Source organism: Bittarella massiliensis (ex Durand et al. 2017) (assembly GCF_009876955.1).
Taxonomy (GTDB): Bacteria; Bacillota; Clostridia; order Oscillospirales; family Ruminococcaceae; genus Bittarella; species Bittarella massiliensis.
In genome coordinates this window covers 122,864-136,397 of sequence record NZ_WWVY01000009.1, presented here as the reverse complement: position 1 = coordinate 136,397, position 13,534 = coordinate 122,864, and the positions used below count along the sequence as shown (strand labels likewise).

The following is a 13,534-nucleotide window of genomic DNA, read 5'->3' as shown; positions in this document are numbered from 1 at the left end:
GCTACACCTCCCCTTCCAATTTTTCCAGCAGAGCGCGGATGGTCTCCATCTGGCCGGGGGTGGGCTCCATCCCCTTCACGTCCCTGTAAAAGGCCGCAAACCGCTCGTCGGTGGGCCGGTCGTCCTGGGGCGTGAGGTCGGGCAGGTCCTCCCCCTGCACCCGCGCCTCCAATTTGACCCCCAGCAAGTTGGGGTAGAGCGCCCGCAGCCGGCTCACCGCCCCGTAGACCAACTCATTGTCGGCGATGACGGCGTAGAGGTAGTCCTCCCCCGGGGGGTGAAGGGCGCCGGACGCCAGCTCTTCAAAGCTGCCCCGCACCACCGCCAGGTCCCGGCGGACGGGCAGCCGCTCCTCCCGCACCGAAACGGCGCCGGCGGCGTCGATCTCCACCACCGCCACCGCTTTTCTCTGCCCCTGTTCCGAGAGGGAGTACTTGAGCAGCGACCCGCTGTACCGGGCCGTCTCCCGCCCGCAGGTCTGGGGGGCGTGCAGGTGCCCCAGACAGGCGTAGTCAAACCCCCGCAGGGCGGAGGCGGCCACCAGGTCGCCGGTCCCCACCGAGAGCTCGGAGTCGCTGCGCACCAGCTCCTCCCCCCCGGCAAAAAAGCCGTGGGCCACCAGCACATTGGGCCCGGCGGGAAGGGGCGTCCCCTCCAGCAGCGCCCGATAGGCGTCGGTGTAGGTGGGGTACTCCCCCTCCGGCAGCAGCAGCCGCAGCTGATAGCGGTCGGTAAAGGGGGCCAGGGTAAAGGTGACGGCGACCCCGTCGCGGCCGGTGACCGGCACCTGCGCCAGGGGGAGGGTACAGCTCCCCTCCACAAAATAGCCCTCGCTGCGCACCAGGCGGTTGGCGAAGGAGAGGCGCTGGGGGCTGTCGTGGTTGCCGGCGATGGCCAGCACCTTCACCCCCATCCCCACCGCGGCGCTGACAAAGTCGTCAAAGGCGGTGACGGCCACCGCCGGAGGCACCGAGCGGTCGTACACGTCCCCGGCGATGACCCGGGCGTCCGCCCCCTCCCGCCGCAACAGCTCCCGCAGGCCGTTCATGGCAAAAATCTGGTCTTCCAGCAGGGAGAATTCCCCCAGCACCTTTCCCAGGTGCCAGTCGGCAGTGTGGATAAACTTCACGCGCGCGCCCCCCTATCCGGCAAAAACCAGTTGCACCAGCACCATGTAGAGGGCGGTGCCCCCCAGGATGCTGATGAGGTTGTTTTTCTTCCACAGGTGCAGTCCCACCACCGCGGCCCCCGCCAGCAGTTCCGGCAGGCCGTAGGGGTAGGTCAGCAGGCTGACCCCCCGCAGGCAGTAGACCACCAAAATGGCCATGATGGCCGGGGGCAGCACCCGGCCCAGGTAGTTGACCCAGCGGGGGGTCCCCCGCTTGAAAAACCAGAAGGGGGCCGCCCGGGTCAAAAAGGTCACCGCCCCCACGACGGCGATCATTGCCACCACACGCCAAGCGCTCACTGCTCCCCCTCCTCTCCCAGCTTTTTCACGATCGGCCGCGAACAGGCCAACAGCCCCAGCACCGCCAGCAGCAGGGCGGGGATCAGGAACTTGTCCGGCCCCAGCAAAAGCAGGCAGGCCAGGGCGCACCCGGCCCCCCAGAGGGCGGGGAAGCGGCTCTTGTAGGCCTGCCACTGCTCGACGGCGATGACAATGAAGAGGGCGGTCATGGCAAAGTCGATGCCGGTGGTGTCAAAGGGGAGCAGCCCTCCCACCACTGTGCCCAACACCGCCCCGGCGATCCAGTAGAGCTCGTCCAACAGGGCGATGGCAAAGAAAAACTGCCCCTGCTCCACCCCTTCCGGCGCCCGCTGGGAGCAGAGGAGGGAGTAGGTCTCGTCGGTGAGGGCGTAGATCATGTACCAGCGCTTTTTCCCCATCTGGCGGAAGCGCTCGGTGAAGGAGAGGCCGTAAAAGAGGTGGCGGAAGTTCACCGCCAGGGTCATCAGCGCCACCTGCACCAGGGAAAAGCCGCCCCCCAGAAAGTTGAGCATCACAAACTGCATCGAGCCGGCGTAGACCGCCGCGCTCATCCCCGCCGCCCAGAGGGGGCCGTACCCGCCCTGGCGCAGCAGCACCCCAAAGGCAAGCCCCACAAACAGGTATCCCAGCAGCACCGGCACCGTGACCGGAAAGGCCGCGCGAAAGGCTTTTTTCAACTGTCTCTTCTCCCCTTTTCAACATCCTGTCCCGCCCGGGGCGTCAGCGCCCCAGGGTGTGTTCCAAAAAAATCTTGACGCCGATGCCCACCAGCAGCCAGCCCCCCACCACCTGGGCCCAGCGCCCCAGCAGGCAGCCGAAGCGATGGCCCAGGTAGACCCCGACAAAGCAGCACAAAAAGGTGCAGCCGCCGATGATGGCCGCCGCCTGCCAGATATTCGCCCCGATACAGGAAAGGCTGACCCCCAGGGCCAGAGCGTCGATGCTGGTGGCCACGGCCTGCCCCAGGAGCAGCCGCCCGGTGAGCCGGCGGGGGCGGGAGAGGGGTTCGATCTCCTCCTCCCGGGCCTCCCAGACCATCCGTCCCCCCAACAGCGCCAGCAGCGCCAGGGCCACCCAGTGGTCAAACCGGTGGATGTACCCGCTGAAGGTGTACCCGGCAAAAAAGCCCAGCAGCGGCATCGCCGCCTGGGCCAGGCCAAAGGCCGTGCCGCAGGCCAGGGCGCAGGGGAGCGGCCGCCCCCTGTGCGCCAACCCGTTGGAGACCGAGACGGCAAAGGCGTCCATGGCCATCCCCAATCCCAGCAAAACCATGGTGGCAAAATCCACTCTTTCTTCCCTCCCACGCGATACCACAAGGGCAGCGGTCGTTGGCCATTGGGCAGGGAGCAAACGGCATTTGTGCATCTGCCTGGCCATTATACCGCTATTTGTATGCACTCGGCAACCGCTTTACCTCTCCCCCCGCCTGTCGGGGGGTGGATTTTCCCCGCCAAATCCTCTATAATGAAATCGGTTTGGGCCCGCAAATCCCCTGCGCCCAACCTCCATTCGCCGCTAAAGGAGTTTTTTGCCATGATCATTGAACCGAAGATCCGCGGGTTTATCTGCACCACCGCCCACCCCGCCGGGTGCCGCGAAAATGTGCGGGAACAGATCGCATACGTCCGCTCTCAGCCCAAGACCGAGGGGGGCAAAAAGGCCCTCGTCATCGGCAGTTCCACCGGGTACGGCCTGGCCACCCGCATCGCCCTGGCCTATTCCTGCGGGGCCGCCACCCTGGGGGTGCAGTTTGAAAAGCCCGCCGCGGGCAAGCGCACCGCCTCCGCCGGGTGGTACAACACCGCCGCCTTCGAGGCGTTCGCCGCCGCCGACGGCCTCTACGCCAAAACCGTCAACGGCGACGCCTACTCCCAGCAGTGCAAGGACGAGGTCATCGCCCAAATCAAGGCCGATCTGGGCCAGGTGGACGTGGTGATCTACAGTTTGGCCGCCCCCCGGCGCACCCTCAAAGACGGGACCACCGTCTCCTCGGTGCTCAAGACCACCGGCAGCGACTACACCAACAAGACCATCGACTTAAAGGAGCGCACCCTCTCTGAAATCACCATCCCCCAGGCCAGCGAGGAGGAGATCGCCCACACCGTGGCCGTCATGGGCGGCGAGGACTGGGAGGACTGGATGCTCGCCCTGCAGGGGGCGGGGGTCCTGGCCGAGGGGGCGGTGACCGCCGCCTACTCCTACATCGGGCCGGAGCTGACCCACCCCATGTACAAAGACGGCTCCATCGGCCGGGCCAAGGACCACCTCTTTGCCACCGCCGCCAAGCTGGCCCAAGAGATCCCCGGCCTGCGCAGCTACCTGTCGGTCAACAAGGCCCTGGTGACCCAGTCCAGTGCCGCCATCCCCATCGTCCCCCTCTACATCTCCCTGCTCTACAAGGTGATGAAGGAGAAGGGGCTGCACGAGGGCTGCATCGAGCAGATGTACCGGCTGGTGCACGACCGGCTCTACGCCGAGCCCACCCCGGTGGACGGGGAGGGCCGCATCCGCCTGGACGACTGGGAGATGAAGGACGAGGTCCAGGCCGAGATCGCCCGCATCTGGGAGGGGCTGAACGACGATAATTTAGAGCAGTACGCCGACATCGACGGCTACTGGCAGGACTTCTACCAGATGTTCGGCTTTGACCTGCCCGGCGTCGACTACCAGGCGGACGTCGACCCCGACGTGAAGATCCCCAGCATTGCCGAATAGTGCCGGAGCGGGCGGGATACCGCCCGCTCCTTTTGTGTTAAGGAGAGGAGGGGGAGCAGATGCTGCGCATCGGGGTATTTTCCGACCCACACGGCAACCTGCCCGCCCTGAAGGCCGCCCTGGCCTACCTGGAGGGGGCGGGGTGCCGCGAATTTCTCTGCTGCGGCGACCTGGTGGGGGTCGGCCCCTGGCCCCAGGAGGTGGCCGCCCTGCTGCAAAGCCGGGAGGACATCCACTGTCTGGCGGGCAACCACGACCGCTACTTTGACCGCTGTCTCGCCCCGCCCTATCCGCCCCGGATGGAGGAGGGGGAGGCCGCCCACCACCGCTGGGTGTACAGCGCCCTCACCCCCGCCTCCCGGGGGTGGCTGCGGGACCTCCCCCTCTCCCTGACCCTGCGTCGAGAAGAGGTCTGCATCAGCGCCCTCCACTACCCGCTGGACGCGGCGGGTGAGTTTGCCTCCCCCCGCCCGTCCCCCACCGCCGGGGACTGCCGCGCCCTCTTTGCCCATCTGCCCGGACAGGTGGTCCTCTGCGGGCACGACCACGCCGGTTTTGCGGTGGCGGACGGGGCCCGCCTCTACCTCGATCCCGGCTCTCTGGGCTGTCCCCACGGGCTGGGCGGTGTCGCCCGCTGCGGGGTGCTCACCCTGGACCGGGGCCGCTGGCGGTGGCAGGCCGTCGCCCCCGCCTACGACCTGGAGGAGGTGCAGGCCGCCTTTGCCCGCCGCCGGGTGCCGGAGGGGCCCGCCCTGCTGCGGGCCTTCTATGGACCGGCCCACCCCTCCCCCTAAAGGAAAGCGCCCGTGAAAAAGAACCGGCAGCCCATGACCCCATTTCCCCGTTTTAAGAGAAGCAGCGCGATGGTTTTTGCCATCGCGCTGCTTCTCTCTTTTGTTTCACAACTTCATAGATGATGGCGCGCCCGCCGACAAAGATATGGCGGATGACCGCCTGCCGCCTTCGTCGGCTGCTGGACTCGTCCAGCGCACGGACGGCGCCCTTCTCAGTCGGGTCCCGCAATATCCCCGGCGTCGGCTCCTCGACACCGAGGCGCCTTTTGACCGCTTTCAAAAGCCATTGATGTACAACGCCTTCTCGCCTGTCCTCTAAATCGCCGCCTGGCGTTGCGGCACCTGGACTTTTCAGGGACACTTCTCATCCCCGCAGCCAGCCGAGAGGGCCGGGACAGGCTTGCCGGGGAAAATCGCTCCAACAGATGAAAAGGGCATTCCTCTCCATTGCCTGTGCGGGCGGCCCCGGCCGGACCTTCCCTCGGTTCAAGGGTTAAACAAAATCATGTGCAAGATCGCAGTCTCGTCCCCGACATTTCTGTACGAGTGCACGCGGTCGGCCTTGAATCGAATGCTCTCCCCTGTCGCAACGGAAAACCGCTGACCCTCTGTCTCAATTTCGATATTCCCTTTAAAGATGGTGATAAACTCGGTGGTCCCTCTGAGATGCGGTTCCGACTCCCAATAGCTCCCCCCGTCCAGTTCCAGATAGTAGACCGCAAACCGGCGGTTGTCGTCGTCGGGAAAGATCGAATAGTTCTTGACCTTGCCGCCATCTTCAAGCAGCGGCTGCAACTCCGACGTTTTTACAATTTCGTATGGGCTTTCAGGGCGGACCGTCAGGGCGTCAAAGGGCACATTCATTCCATTTGAAATTTTCCACAGCGTGGAGATGGTCGGGTTCCCTTCACCGCGCTCGATTTGTGAGAGCATGCTTTTGCTGACGCCGCTCAACTTGGAGAGCTCGTCCATGCTCAACTTGTTCTTTTCACGGAGCCTTTTGATGTTTTTAGCGACGATCTGATTCATGGAATCCAAAAAAATCCGCCCTTCCCATTGACAATATATCGAACTATATGTATCATTATATCAAACGAACAATATATCGTTCATTTTGTACCATTATAATTTATATTTCAATTTTGTAAAGAGGAGAGCGAATAGAAATGGTCCCAAATTTACAACAAGCCCGCGATTTGCTGAAAAAGTACAATAGCGGCGAGTTTCACCTGCTCCACGGAGAGGTGGTTTCCGGCATCATGGGCTACTTCGCCCGCCGGGATGACCCCCAAAACGAGGAGTATTGGGCATCGGTGGGGATGCTGCACGACATTGACTTTGAACGCTATCCCGAGGAGCATTGTGCAAAATGCGTTGAGATCCTGCGGGCGCACAGCGTTGACGAGGGGATGATCCGCTCCATCGTGAGCCACGGCTATGGCCGTTTAAACTGGGTGACGGTCAAGCCCGAGCAAAAGATGGAGAAGATCCTATTTGCCACCGACGAACTGTCCGGGCTGATTGGAGCTTGTGCGATGGTGCGCCCCTCTAAAAGCGTCCGGGACATGGAGGTGAGTTCCATCAAGAAGAAGTTCAAAAAGAAGGAGTTTGCCGCCGGCTGCTGCCGGGAAGATATGGTGCAGGGCGCAGAGATGTTGGGGATATCGCTGGAAGAACTGATGCAGCAGACACTTGACGCCATGAAGACCCTGGTCGACGTACTCCCTGTTTAATGCTTGCTCCCGGACTTCGGCGCCGTGAAGGCCGGCGTCTGCATCTATCTTCGCCGCGAAGGGTCCATTTTGAACAGCAACCTGCTCCCCCCGGGGAGCTCGGTCCGTTTTCTGCTTTGCGTGCGCCGCTCCGGGTGTGGTCGGGGCGTTTTGGGCGGGAGACCCCCAGCAAAAAGGAGGTCGCCTGGTCCCAGTTCCACCTCAAAACACATCCCTTGTTTTCCAGTGAACATCCTCACCGGCGGCTATCCGTCCTTTTAAAATCGCCCCCACCTGTGGGGGACAGGAGGGTCTTAAATTGTTCGATTTGTCAGATTTCTTGATTTATTGTTTAATTACGGCATACACGCCGGGGGCCAACAATTTGCTGTCCATGAGCAACGCGGCCCGGTTGGGCTTTCGCCGCAGCTTCCGCTTCAACTTGGGCATCCTGGCCGGATTTACAGTTGTGATGTCGGCCTGCACCCTGTTCAGCACCACACTGTACTCCTCCCTCCCCAAAGTGAAGATCTTCATGCAGCTCTTCGGGGCGGCCTATATGCTTTACCTCGCCTGGAAGGTGTGGAAAAGCTCGGCCGATGTGAATGCGGACAGCGGAAAAGAGGCCAGTTTTCTGTCGGGGATGCTCCTGCAATTTGCCAACCCCAAAATCTACATCTACGCGATCACCGCCATGACCCTCTACATTTTGCCGATCTACCATTCCGCCGCAGCGATCACTGGATTTACGGTCCTCCTCGCGCTGATCGGGGCATCCGGCTCCTTCGTATGGGCCCTGTTCGGATCGGCCTTCTGCAAATTCTTTTCAAAGCACACAAAAGCGGTCAATCTTGTGATGGCTTTGCTGCTTGTCTACTGCGTGGTCGCTCTGTTCCTGTAAAACACCTACACCAATTATAAGGCCCGCGCTTCTTTCGCTTTTTCCCGTCATGCGGCCGCCCGATCCACATGGTCAGCGGCCGCTTTGCTTGCCAACCGGGCTGCCCCGCGGGCCCTCTTTTACCGCTGGGCCCCCGCCCCTTGCAGATAAGCCAAAACGGGGGCCAACTCCCCCTCGTCCGCCCGGCGCACCGCGACGCCCAACAGGTCCCGCCTCGCCAGGCGGATGAGCCCCTTGTGCACCAGCCCCAGCGCGGCGAAATCAAAGTCCCCCGGCAGCCAGAAGGCGGCGGCGCCAGAGGGGAGGTCCTGCCCCTTAAGGGCGTTCAGGTCCACCTCTTCCCGGGGGGTGAGCCCACAAAAACAGGCGACCACCTCTTTGCCGGCCAGTTGGGCCGCCCGCTTTTTCACCCCGGAGGCGCAGCTCCAACAGCCGGCGTAGACCCCGCCCACCAACACCAGGGTCTGCACCCCGGCCAGCGCCTCTGGGCGCACCTGATCCCACTCCACGGCGGGGCAGTGCAGGCGCTCGGCCAGCCACCCGGCGTACCGGCGGGAACTGCCGTAGTGGGAGCGGTAAGCCACCAAAATCGTCTTCGTCATCTCTCCATCTCCTCCAATCGGTTGCAGAGGGCCAGCAACAGCCGGTTTGCCGCCGCCAGCTCCTCCGGGGCGACACCGGCAAAGAGCTGCTCGACAAAGGCCCCGTCCCTCTCCTGCCGGCGCGCCTGGTAGGCGGCCAGTTGTTCGGTGGGTCCCACCCGCAGGGCGCGGCGGTCACTCTCGTCCCGCATCAGGGCGACAAACCCCTTCTTTTCCAACTTCAGGGCCAACTGCTTGACGTTTTGGCGGGAGCTGCCCATCTGTTCCGCCAGCTGGCTCAGGGTCGGGGGCCGCTCAAAAAAGGTGGTGAGGCAGAGCAGCAGGTACCACTGCTTGGCCGTCAGCTCTTCCAGATAGCGGTCCCCCACCGTCTCCAACCGGTTGCTGGCCGCAAAGAGCAGGCCAAAGGCCAGATAGCGCCCGTCCATCCCCTCCAACTTCTCCATCCTCTGCACAGCGCATCCTCCTTTGCAAATAGGTAATATATTACTTATTTGAGTATACCCCCTCTTCTTCCCCCTGTCAACCGCCCAATGGCGCAAAACAGCCGCCCTCCCCGCAAACGGGGGAGGACGGCTGTTCTTTTCATTGGCTATGGCCCCGGTCAGTTTTGGTAGAAGGCCACCATTTCCTGCAGCAGGGCGTAGAGTTTTTCCTTGTCGGCGGACATGGCCACGTCCACATTGGGCTCTTTCTTCCAGCGGTTCGGCAGGTCCACCACCGTCTGCCCCTCGGTGAGGCTGCCCCGCACCTCGCAGGTGGCAAAATAGGGCTCGGTATGGATGACCTCCGGGCAGTAGATGGCGGCAATGGCCAGCGCGTCGTGGAGGATGATGCCGCTCTCCCGCCCCTCTCTGGCCTTCTGGGCCCGGGTGTACTCCCAAATGCCCCGCAACAGCGGCGAGACCGCGCAGTCGGAGGCCAGCAGCCGGTCCATCTCCTCCGCGGTGAAGAAGGTCTGACGGGTGGCGTCCAGCCCCACCATGGTGATGGGGATGCCGCTCTTAAAGACCACATCGCAGGCGTGGGGGTCGATCCAGATGTTGAACTCCGCGTAGGGGGTGGAGTTACCCACCCCCCAGGCCCCACCCATCATGGTGATGCGCTTGATCAGGGGCTTGATGTCGGGGTATTTCAGCAAGGTGATGGCGATGTTGGTCAGGGGGCCGATGGCGGCGATCTCCAACTCGCCCTTCTGGGCCACCGCCTCCCGGTAGATCACGTCCCAGGCGTGGTCCTCTTCAAAGGTGCAACGGGGGGCGGGCAGTTCTACCCCGCCCAGCCCGTTTTCGCCGTGGGTGGCGAGGTTGATCACCCGCTCTTTGATCATGGGGCGGTCGGCCCCCTTGCCCACCGGCACCCCCAGGGCCAGGTAGTCGTTCAGGGCCAGGGCGTTGGGGGCGGTGTGCTCCAGCCCCACGTTGCCGGAGACCGGGGTCAGGGCGCGGATGTCCAGCCGGCCGCTGGCCTTTGCCAGGGCAATGGCAAAGGCGTCGTCGGTGCCGGGGTCGCAGTCGATGATGACGGGGATCTTCTTCACAGCAATCTCTCCCTTTTGATCTGTTCAGGCGGCCAGGGCCGCGCGTGTTTCCTCGCTCTAGGGCAGCCGCCGCAGCGCTGCCAACAGGCGGTGGGCAAAGGCCTCGCGGTCCACCTCCACCCCCACCAGGGCATTGCAGGGGCGGCCGGTCTTGGCGCCGCCCACATCCACCGCCGTGGCGCCGCGGGTATAGCGGCCGCAGAGGTCTGCCTCCAGATGGGCGGGCAGGGATCTCACCAGCGCCTCGTCCAGCACCCAGGCAGCCGCCAGGGGATCGTGGAGGGCACAGCCGGGCGCGCCCTCGTAAAAGGCGGCATAGTGGATAAACATCTCCCAGGCAAACCGGCCGGCCCGGGTGCCGCAGTCCCGCCAGGCCTCCCGCTCCGCCGCGGTGGCATAGGCCTTGTAGGTGACGTCCAGCCCCGCCAGCTTGATGGGGATGCCGGCGGAAAAGACGATCTGCGCCGCCTCCGGGTCGCGGCCGATGTTGGCCTCGGCCACCGGGGAAAAATTCCCCCGGCACCAGGCCGCGCCCCCCATCAGCACCAGCTGTTCGATCTTCTCTTTCAGGTGGGGGTAGCACAGCAGGAAGGTCGCCAGGTTGGTCATGGCGGCCACCGCCACCACGGTGACCCTTTCCGGGCTCTCCTCGATCAGCCGGGCCATCAACTCCACCGCCCGGCAGGGGGCGGGCCGCCGCACCGGGTCGGGGATGGACACATTTCCCAACCCATTTTCCCCGTGGATGGAGACCTTGCCGGAGGGGGAGAACCGCCCCAGCAGCGGCTTTTTGGCCCCCAGCGCCACCGGGATGTCCTCCCGCCCGCACAGCCGCAAGACCGCCAGGGTGTTGCGGGCCACCTGCGCCAGGGGGACGCTCCCCTCCATGGCGGTGATGCCCAGCAGCTTGGCCCGCGGCTCCCCCAGCAGGTAGAGCAGGGCCAGCGCGTCGTCGATGCCGGTGTCCACGTCCAGCAAGACCGGCACCGGCCGCCCCTCCTCGCCCCTCACTTCAGCCTCTCGCAGGCGGCGGCCAGCAGGTCGATAAAGGCCTCTCTGTCCAGATCCATCGCCACCTGGACGTTGGGGGCCTTGCCGGTGACCCCCCACAGGTCGCAGACGGTGCAGCCCTGGGTGTGCTCCCCCTCGATGTCCACCGTCACGTAGCAGTCGCGCAGGGTGAGCATCTGGGGGGCCACCACCGCCGCCACCGCCACCGCGTCGTGCATCGGCACCTCCAGCCAGTCGGTGCCCGGCAGGGTCTGGTCTTTAAAAAAGTCCATCAGTCCGGCCACCAGCCGCCCGCCCCGGGTGTCGATGGCGTGAAAGCGGGCCAGGTCGCCCAGGGTGGGGCGGGCCTTGTTAGTGGCGTCCAGCCCGCACATGGTGATGGGGATGCCCGCGTCAAAGACGATGCGGGCGGCCTCGGCGTCCTCCCAGATGTTGAACTCGGCGGTGGGGGTCCAGTTTCCCCCCACCGCGGCGCCCCCCATCAGGCAGATGCGGGCGATCTTCTGGTGCAGCTCAGGATTTGCCAGCAGGAAGATGGCGATGTTGGTCAGGGGGCCCATCCCCACCAGCACCGTCTTCTCCTCGCTGCCGCGCACCTTTTCCGCCATGAAGTCCCAGGCGTTTTGCTCCACCGGCGCGTGGGTGATGGGCGGGAAGACCGGGCCGTCCAACCCGCTCTCGCCGTGCACGCTGTCGGCGATCTCCAACCCCCGCATCAGGGGCTGGGCCGCCCCCTGGCAGACCGGCACGTCGGCCCGGCCGACCCACTCCAACACCCGAATGGCGTTTCGCGAGGTGTTTTGCAGGGTGCTGTTGCCGGCCACCACCGTCATCCCTCGCACCTCCACCAGGTCGCTGGCCAGGGCCAGCACCATGGCCATGGCGTCGTCGTGCCCCGGGTCCCCATCCAACAGGACGGGTATCTTCTTTGTCGTTTCCACCGCTTCAAACTCCTCCCCTGTGCGGCGCAAAAAGGGCGTCGCTTGTCTCCCTTAGTATACAGGAAAAATCCCCCTGGCGCAACGCCGTCCCGCCGGGGAGAGGCCCCTCTTTTTTCGCCTTTTCACCCGGCTGCCGCCCCGCCTGACCGGCGCACAAAAGGGGATGTTTTCGCCAAAAGGGGGCCCTTCCCCGACCCGGCGCGCATATCCCCTCCGCCCCGGCCGTATAGATAAAGCAGTGCAAAACTTTGGCAGCGATGGAGTGGATGATATGAAGTGTTATGTGTTTCGCCTGAAAAAGCGGATGCTCGTGATCCCCCTGGCGGTGCTGGCGGCCATCGGCATCTGCGTTGCCGCCTTTGCCGGGCGGGGCGGGGAGAGCGAGTCCGACCTCTTCCCCAGCGAGTACGGGCTGGACGCCGAGACCCTGGCAAACGCCGTTCCTCAGTCGGAAAGCGGGCAGAAGGTGGCCTACCTGACCTTTGACGACGGCCCCTCGGAGGAGACCGAGAAAATCCTCAACGCCCTCCAGGAGAAGGATGTCAAGGCCACCTTCTTCGTGCTGGGCACAGAGCTTGAAAAGCGGCCCGACACCTACAAGCGGATCGTGAGCGAGGGGCATGTGCTGGGGCTCCACTCCTTCTCCCACGAGTACAAGGAGATCTACGCCTCCCCCGAGTCCTTCTGGAACGACCTCAACAAGCTGCAGGAGGCGGTGACCACCCTCACCGGCCAGCCCAGCACCGCCTACCGCTTCCCCGGCGGCAGCTCCAACACGGTCTACCGGCGTTACAGCAAGGTCAGCGGCCTGATGGACACCCTCATCCCTCAACTGTCGGAAAAGGGGCTCTCCTACTACGACTGGACCGTCTCCGCCGAGGACGCGGTGGGGAGCAAGAAGAGCGCCGACTACATTGTGAACAAGGTGGTCAAGGAGGCCCTCAAACAGGACTGCCCGGTGATCTTGATGCACGACGGAGCCGGCCACAAGGCCACCGCCGAGGCAGTCCCCCGCATCATCGACGAGCTGCAAAAGGAGGGATACTCCTTCGCCACCCTCTCCGACTCCGTCACCTGCCACCACAGCCGCGGCAAGTAAACCCCCGCGGCCTCCTCCCCCTGTGCAAACCGACAGGCGGGCCTTGCGGCCCGCCTGTTTTCGTGGTATTTTGTACGGTAGACAAAAAAGACTGAGGAGGGCGAACTGTGGCGGAGAGAGAGAAGACAGAGCCGGTGGAACTGACCAACATGGTGATGGTCTACGACCCCCAGAGCAACCGGGCGGTGGTCCAGCGCCGGGTCAAAAGCTGGAAGGGGGTCACCTTCCCCGGCGGCCATGTGGAGCCGGAGGAGAGCTTGGTGGATTCCGCCGTGCGGGAGGTGAGGGAGGAGACCGGCCTTGCAATCTCGCAGCTGGAGCCCTGCGGCGTCATCCACTGGAGCACCGGGCACGGTCGGCCCCGCTACCTGGTCTTTCTCTACAAGACCTGCCACTACCAGGGAGAACTACTCGCCGCCACCGACGAGGGGGCGGTCTGGTGGCAGGAGCTGGACACCCTGCCCCAGCTCGACCTCTGCAAAAACTTTGACCTGTATCTCCCCCTCTTTTTGGAGGGCGGGTACTGCGAGGTCTACGGCACCGGGATCGAGGCCGACGACAGCCGCCGCATCACCTACAAATAGGGCGTCAAAACAGGCCCCCTGGGGGGAGGAAAACCGTTTTTTCCACCCCATTTTGGGCCGCGCGCTCCACTCGGGCGAAAAAAACGGTTCAATTTGTCCACACACAGCCAGTATTTACAAATTGTCCATTGTCAAAGGCGGTGGGC

At 64.1% G+C, this 13,534-nt stretch carries 16 protein-coding genes; 6 read left to right on the top strand and 10 right to left on the bottom strand.

Going from position 1 to position 13,534, the window contains the following annotated elements:
- Position 1: 1 nt before the first annotated feature.
- From GT748_RS16035 to GT748_RS10915, 4 genes are read right to left on the bottom strand one after another with little or no spacing between them, the layout of a single operon-like run.
- Positions 2-1,129: an exonuclease SbcCD subunit D gene (locus tag GT748_RS16035; protein WP_161222344.1), complete on the bottom strand. Its 1,128-nt coding sequence runs from the start codon at positions 1,127-1,129 to the stop codon at positions 2-4.
- 12 nt (positions 1,130-1,141) lie between these two features.
- The gene (locus GT748_RS10925; protein ID WP_021658533.1) at positions 1,142-1,444 is read right to left on the bottom strand and encodes a branched-chain amino acid transporter permease; all 303 of its coding nucleotides are present in this window, start codon (positions 1,442-1,444) and stop codon (positions 1,142-1,144) included.
- Between the two features lie 20 nt (positions 1,445-1,464).
- Positions 1,465-2,166, bottom strand: a complete 702-nt coding sequence (locus GT748_RS10920; protein ID WP_021658534.1) for an AzlC family ABC transporter permease — start codon at positions 2,164-2,166, stop codon at positions 1,465-1,467.
- A 43-nt stretch (positions 2,167-2,209) separates the two neighbouring features.
- Positions 2,210-2,776 (bottom strand): manganese efflux pump MntP, encoded by a 567-nt coding sequence (locus GT748_RS10915; protein ID WP_143161535.1) that lies wholly within the window; start codon positions 2,774-2,776, stop codon positions 2,210-2,212.
- Positions 2,777-3,022: 246 nt separating this feature from the next.
- Between GT748_RS10915 and fabV the strand changes: the two genes are divergently transcribed.
- The gene (gene fabV / locus GT748_RS10910) at positions 3,023-4,204 is read left to right on the top strand and encodes an enoyl-ACP reductase FabV (RefSeq protein WP_021658537.1); all 1,182 of its coding nucleotides are present in this window, start codon (positions 3,023-3,025) and stop codon (positions 4,202-4,204) included.
- A 59-nt stretch (positions 4,205-4,263) separates the two neighbouring features.
- Complete coding sequence (locus GT748_RS10905; protein ID WP_021658538.1) at positions 4,264-4,998, top strand: metallophosphoesterase family protein; 735 nt, start codon at positions 4,264-4,266, stop codon at positions 4,996-4,998.
- Between the two features lie 486 nt (positions 4,999-5,484).
- Here the strand turns inward: GT748_RS10905 and GT748_RS10900 are convergent, their stop codons facing one another.
- Complete coding sequence (locus GT748_RS10900; RefSeq protein WP_021658540.1) at positions 5,485-6,027, bottom strand: helix-turn-helix domain-containing protein; 543 nt, start codon at positions 6,025-6,027, stop codon at positions 5,485-5,487.
- 137 nt (positions 6,028-6,164) lie between these two features.
- Here GT748_RS10900 and GT748_RS10895 point away from each other — a divergent pair, with 137 nt between their 5' ends.
- Positions 6,165-6,731, top strand: coding sequence for a hypothetical protein (locus GT748_RS10895; protein WP_021658541.1), 567 nt, complete (start codon positions 6,165-6,167; stop codon positions 6,729-6,731).
- 298 nt (positions 6,732-7,029) lie between these two features.
- The gene (locus GT748_RS10890; RefSeq protein WP_044992044.1) at positions 7,030-7,611 is read left to right on the top strand and encodes a LysE family transporter; all 582 of its coding nucleotides are present in this window, start codon (positions 7,030-7,032) and stop codon (positions 7,609-7,611) included.
- A 119-nt stretch (positions 7,612-7,730) separates the two neighbouring features.
- Here GT748_RS10890 and GT748_RS10885 read toward each other — a convergent pair whose 3' ends face one another.
- The 5 genes from GT748_RS10885 to GT748_RS10865 form a co-directional block, all read right to left on the bottom strand.
- Entirely contained in the window at positions 7,731-8,213 is a 483-nt protein-coding gene (locus tag GT748_RS10885; protein ID WP_021658545.1) for a flavodoxin domain-containing protein, read from the bottom strand.
- Positions 8,210-8,659: a MarR family transcriptional regulator gene (locus GT748_RS10880; RefSeq protein WP_021658546.1), complete on the bottom strand. Its 450-nt coding sequence runs from the start codon at positions 8,657-8,659 to the stop codon at positions 8,210-8,212. Before GT748_RS10880 ends, GT748_RS10885 begins: the two co-directional genes overlap by 4 nt.
- Before the next feature lie 158 nt (positions 8,660-8,817).
- Entirely contained in the window at positions 8,818-9,753 is a 936-nt protein-coding gene (locus GT748_RS10875) for a nucleoside hydrolase (protein ID WP_021658548.1), read from the bottom strand.
- Between the two features lie 57 nt (positions 9,754-9,810).
- Positions 9,811-10,740, bottom strand: coding sequence for a nucleoside hydrolase (locus tag GT748_RS10870; protein ID WP_044992054.1), 930 nt, complete (start codon positions 10,738-10,740; stop codon positions 9,811-9,813).
- 20 nt (positions 10,741-10,760) lie between these two features.
- Positions 10,761-11,705, bottom strand: coding sequence for a nucleoside hydrolase (locus GT748_RS10865; RefSeq protein ID WP_073260897.1), 945 nt, complete (start codon positions 11,703-11,705; stop codon positions 10,761-10,763).
- Between the two features lie 271 nt (positions 11,706-11,976).
- On the opposite strand from GT748_RS10865, the gene GT748_RS10860 reads away from it, so the two are divergent.
- Together GT748_RS10860 and GT748_RS10855 are read left to right on the top strand one after the other, a co-directional pair.
- Positions 11,977-12,804 (top strand): polysaccharide deacetylase family protein, encoded by an 828-nt coding sequence (locus GT748_RS10860; RefSeq protein WP_021658552.1) that lies wholly within the window; start codon positions 11,977-11,979, stop codon positions 12,802-12,804.
- A gap of 107 nt (positions 12,805-12,911) precedes the next feature.
- Positions 12,912-13,388 carry an 8-oxo-dGTP diphosphatase gene (locus GT748_RS10855; protein WP_021658553.1) on the top strand — a complete coding sequence of 159 codons (477 nt, stop codon included), beginning with the start codon at positions 12,912-12,914 and terminating at the stop codon, positions 13,386-13,388.
- Positions 13,389-13,534 lie beyond the last annotated feature (146 nt).

Excerpts from the sequence above, each read along its gene's own strand:
- GT748_RS10925 (WP_021658533.1), bottom strand. The coding sequence starts at position 1,444 with ATGATCGCCGTCGTGGGGGCGGTGACCTTTTTGACCCGGGCGGCCCCC.
- fabV (WP_021658537.1), top strand. The coding sequence starts at position 3,023 with ATGATCATTGAACCGAAGATCCGCGGGTTTATCTGCACCACCGCCCAC.
- GT748_RS10905 (WP_021658538.1), top strand. The coding sequence starts at position 4,264 with ATGCTGCGCATCGGGGTATTTTCCGACCCACACGGCAACCTGCCCGCC.
- GT748_RS10900 (WP_021658540.1), bottom strand. The coding sequence starts at position 6,027 with ATGAATCAGATCGTCGCTAAAAACATCAAAAGGCTCCGTGAAAAGAAC.
- GT748_RS10895 (WP_021658541.1), top strand. The coding sequence starts at position 6,165 with ATGGTCCCAAATTTACAACAAGCCCGCGATTTGCTGAAAAAGTACAAT.
- GT748_RS10885 (WP_021658545.1), bottom strand. The coding sequence starts at position 8,213 with ATGACGAAGACGATTTTGGTGGCTTACCGCTCCCACTACGGCAGTTCC.
- GT748_RS10880 (WP_021658546.1), bottom strand. The coding sequence starts at position 8,659 with ATGGAGAAGTTGGAGGGGATGGACGGGCGCTATCTGGCCTTTGGCCTG.
- GT748_RS10860 (WP_021658552.1), top strand. The coding sequence starts at position 11,977 with ATGAAGTGTTATGTGTTTCGCCTGAAAAAGCGGATGCTCGTGATCCCC.